This is a genomic window from Acinetobacter sp. YH01006 (genome assembly GCF_013420445.1).
Taxonomy (GTDB): Bacteria; Pseudomonadota; Gammaproteobacteria; order Pseudomonadales; family Moraxellaceae; genus Acinetobacter; species Acinetobacter pseudolwoffii.
Map to the genome: position 1 here is coordinate 1 of NZ_VOYB01000051.1, position 4,442 is coordinate 4,442.

Genomic DNA, 4,442 nt, shown 5'->3' on the forward strand with positions numbered 1-4,442 from the left:
GCAGGGTCGTGCGGTGGTGCGCCCTTAGATATTATTAAGAAATACATTCAAAACCAACAAGGTTAAAATCTGTGAAATTCACCTCCACCCTGACTGTCGGGTGGAGTCCTCTTTCACTTACAGATAGTAAATTGCATATTCCTATGTAAATCTACCCCCTATTCCTATTTGCACCCTACCATTCATTTCTGTTCGTATAAGCCACTAGGCATGCCAAACTCTTGATTAATAGTATCAATATTGATACTATTAATCATTGGCACTATTGAGCATTTAAATGGCAAATCTTGATCAACTTATAGAACAAATGCGGAATAATCCAAAAAATATCCGCTATGTCGATTTACTCAAGGTTTGTAAGCAATATTTTGGTGAACCAAGACAAACAAGTGGTAGTCACACGGTATTTAAAACACCGTGGCAAGGCGATCCTCGTATTAATCTTCAAGATGATAGCGGAAAGGCTAAACCTTATCAGGTTAGGCAAGTATTAGCTGCACTTGATAAACTTAAAACATTGTGAGGTGTCAAATGGATAGCAAACAATTTACTTATCGTGTTACATGGTCAGCAGAAGATAATGAGTATGTTGGTCTATGTGCCGAATTTCCGTCACTGTCTTGGCTCGATGCAGAACAATCTAAAGCATTTTCAGGGATTGTTGATCTTGTTGCTGAAGTTGTAGCAGATATGATCAGCAATAATGAGAAATTACCTGTACCGCTTTCAGAAAAAAAGTATAGCGGACGGTTTGCTGTTCGTGTTCCATCAATGGTTCATCAAAAACTAGCACTTGAAGCTGCGGAGCGTGGTGTGAGTATGAATCGTTTGGTATCGGCAAAATTGGCTATGTAGTTTTATATCTTGATGGTCTACTTGGAATGAGAATGACTGGTAGACCATAAACAAGAATAGCTGGTTGGTTTATCCAATAATTTGCAGAAAATGGAATAAAAATTTATCTAGACCTATCTACACATAATTTTCGTTAAAAATTAATATTCAATTTTTAGCAAGAATAGCGTTATATTTTGATCAAAAAAAATGCCCAGAGAAGGATCAATGGGCAAAACTAAGGACCTTGACGGTCATTCAGAAACTACAGCTAGCTTCTAGCTATGATTCTGCACTTAATTAAAAAAAGCTACACTGGCTGAATATATCAAAAGTTAAATCATGTGATTTATCATTAATTAACACACTTGAGAAAATGAGTTCATCACTCTGCTGATTAATACAGTAATTCACCAAACAAATCCGCTCTAATCTCTTCCAGGCTCAGATCTGATTTCATTCTATTACAGAGTGGATGAACCAGCAGACCATTCTCTAGCACCCCTTGGCCACCTGCGGCTTTGGCAATCCGATGATCCGATTCAGTAGAATCGAGATAGATTAATCCATCACAAATGGGGCAAAAGTTATGATTACCCACCAGAAAATTGTGCTTAAGCAAATTTTTGGTTAATGCTGAAAAGGCCTTGGGCTTTGATCGAGAGATCGGGCTAATCGATTCAACATATCCGACTACATGCTCTACAACCCCATCATCATAATTACCCAAAAATCTTTCAGAATAAAACTCATTAAAGTTGATGTACTTGAAAGCCTTTGACATCGACAAAATAAAGGTGTTCAGGCATTCTTCATCTTCAAAATCGACATCCATTTCCAGGCTTAAACAGATAAAGGCTTTATAAACGATTTGTAGCCGATCATAGCCTTTAATCCCACTGCCGAACTTACCGACCGTTTCAGTGGTCGCCACTGGAAAATTGGCAATCAAGAACTCAATACTACGGCGGACACGTGTAAACTCTTTAAAGCTAATGGTTCGATGGTGAGTCTGCATCAGGCTTTCATGAATTTCAAACACAATAGCAAACCATGCCAGAAAGGAAGTAATCTGAAAACGCTGGTCCTTATAAAAATATAAGAACGGATGTAAGCCCAAACTCGGAACCCCAGTATTTTTTACAGGAGTGGCCATTCTGCAAAGGACCGTAAACAGATGTGACATGATCTTTTCAACGCGTTCACCCTGATTCAGGCTCATGATATTATGAATCTGATCACCCGCGATGATATTCATGAGCTCATTGACCAAGCCAATTTTTTTGCCATGACTCATTTCAGTATCTAATAATATGGTAGAGAAAAGCAGCTGATGGATCTTCTCCCCCAACTCGATCAGCGAATTTAAACGTGTATATTGAAGCTCTTCTAAATTGGATTTATTGTCATTGATATAACAACAGGCATAGATCGCATAATATGCATCACTTCCCCGACTTCTTAGATGATATTCCTCATATTTATCTAGGCGTTTAGTATCTGAATTAATCGATTGGAATACGCGTCTTGCGTCTTCTGGAGTACCAAGCACTTGCCGGAAACTGATTTTAATATCGTCTAATTTAGATTTTTGTTCTGCAAATTTAGGATCAATACAAATTTTTTGGAAGTCAGCTAGATCTCCTAAATGATTTCGCAGGTCACGAATATCTTCTTTTTGTTGATCGCTAAAATTAGGCGCTTGAGTGGCTTGTTCATCTGCAAAATATCTCTTGACCCAAGCATAAATACTCGAAAGACGATGCGCCCCATCGATAATATAGATGTTGCCGTGTATATCTTTCCAATACAAGATACACAAATTGATATTTTGATCTTCTGTACAATTCTCAATAAAGTTTGCAATTTCCTGCACACTCCAACATTCAGTAGAACGCTGGTTATCCGCTTTAAATAAACATTTGATGATGGCATGCTTTTCAAAATCAGTCAGTGCCACTTCAAAATTATCACGCTGCATTGAAGGCGACATTTCTTCTGGCAACATGACTTTACGCTGAATGATATTCGTCAGTAATCGAGTTTGGCCCATTTTTTGTTTTCTCCAGGCAGCACTTTCCTATATTCGCTAAAGCACGAAATTTGAAAGTGCATATAGTTCAATTTAGTTAAAGCGATGAATTAAATGACCGTCAATATCCGGTCAGCGCTAACAAAAGAAACCTAAGAGAAATGGGTACTTTTAAGATGATATTTTTCATATTGTAATCTCGTTGATCAATGTGAAATTTGCCAACATCTTTTCCACGAGATGGTGGCAAACCAAATAGGGGTGGAAATACCGCTCAACGAAACGGCCAGTCATAGACTGCCCTACTTGGCCTGCCATAAAGCATTGCCATGCAGACACAAAAGAGCCACTAAAAGTGACTCTTTAGTACGTTGAGATGCGGGTTTCCACGCCCGATTACAGATTTTGCTGTAATGTAATTATCATATGGGTATCTTTTTCTTTGGTCAAACCAAATTAGAATTTTTTTATTCATTTTTAAATAAAAAATATAAATCGATAACGTATGGATCAAATTGAAAGCAAAGAAAAAAATCAAATTCGCGGATTCCCAGGCCTTTGCTTTGTTAAAATCTGATTTGCCAAGCAAAGGCCTGGGCCCCTTAAATTGAACGATATCTGCTTAGGCTATTTCCATAAGGAAGTGTGTTGTACAGCTTCCAGTAGCAAATCAAATGCAAGGAATAATGTGATGTTTTTATTGCTTTGTTGATCCATAAAAAATACCTGAGTCTCTATTATTAAGTGATAAATGAGCAGCAAGAAGTTTTCCTAGTCAGGTAAATGATATTTATGCACACGTAGCTGTCTTGAACAAATTCACAGAATTATGATCTCTAATCACCAAATATCGTACACTCAACCACGCAAGTACCCATCGCACGGCACTTAATGACGCTTGTTTAGACATAATTCTAAAATAATCATATTTATTATGTTTCATCACTATCGGAAAAAACTGATGTTCTGTAAGGATTGAAAGCATAGGTTCATCCTCTGCCGTAAAATGTGAACCGTACCGGGTTTGTCGGAGAGTCAATATTCTGAGAGACTATCCCGATGACAAAATTAAAATATACCCCTGAAATCAGAGAAAGAGCGGTTCAATTATTGATTGAATCTGAAAAAGATTATCCTTCTACTTGGGCTGCGATCACCGCTATTGCTCCCAAGATAGGTTGTACTCCTGAAACACTACGTGTTTGGTATCAAAAATATTTAGATAAACAAAATCCAGTTAAAGTACAGCAGCTTTCAGACCAAGAACGTATCAAACAACTGGAACGCGAAAATAAAGAACTGCAACGCGCCAATGAAATTCTACGTAAAGCAGCCGCTTTTTTCGCCCAGGCGGAGCTCGAACGCCCACACAAATAATGGTGGATTTTATCCATAACAATAAAGACTTATATGGTGTTGATGCGATTTGTAGGATTTTACCGATCGCAGCTTCAACCTATTACCGGACTCTAGATCTCTGTGAAAATCCAGAACATCGAGCAAAGCGAGATTTACATGACTTGCATCATGCTGAGGAGATTAAACGAATTTGGAAGGAAAGTTCAGGTCGGTATGG

At 38.0% G+C, this 4,442-nt stretch carries 2 protein-coding genes, 3 pseudogenes and 1 other annotated feature; of the genes and pseudogenes, 3 read left to right on the forward strand and 2 right to left on the reverse strand.

All coding sequences use genetic code 11. The features are described 5' to 3' along the window. Positions 1-397 precede the first annotated feature (397 nt). Both FTT73_RS16630 and FTT73_RS15715 read left to right on the forward strand, forming a co-directional pair. Positions 398-523 (forward strand): annotated as a pseudogene (locus tag FTT73_RS16630) (toxin HicA); the annotation flags it as partial. 8 nt (positions 524-531) lie between these two features. Then, positions 532-855, forward strand: a complete 324-nt coding sequence (locus FTT73_RS15715) for a type II toxin-antitoxin system HicB family antitoxin (protein WP_063454488.1) — start codon at positions 532-534, stop codon at positions 853-855. Between the two features lie 376 nt (positions 856-1,231). Here the strand turns inward: FTT73_RS15715 and FTT73_RS15720 are convergent, their stop codons facing one another. Beyond that, positions 1,232-2,887, reverse strand: coding sequence for an HNH endonuclease signature motif containing protein (locus FTT73_RS15720; protein ID WP_180075633.1), 1,656 nt, complete (start codon positions 2,885-2,887; stop codon positions 1,232-1,234). A gap of 808 nt (positions 2,888-3,695) precedes the next feature. Then, positions 3,696-3,890: pseudogene (locus tag FTT73_RS16635) on the reverse strand (hypothetical protein); the annotation flags it as partial. A gap of 35 nt (positions 3,891-3,925) precedes the next feature. Here FTT73_RS16635 and FTT73_RS15730 point away from each other — a divergent pair. Continuing rightward, positions 3,926-4,442 (forward strand): annotated as a pseudogene (locus FTT73_RS15730) (transposase); the annotation flags it as partial. Continuing rightward, positions 4,201-4,317, forward strand: a sequence feature (AL1L pseudoknot). Its footprint overlaps the pseudogene before it by 117 nt.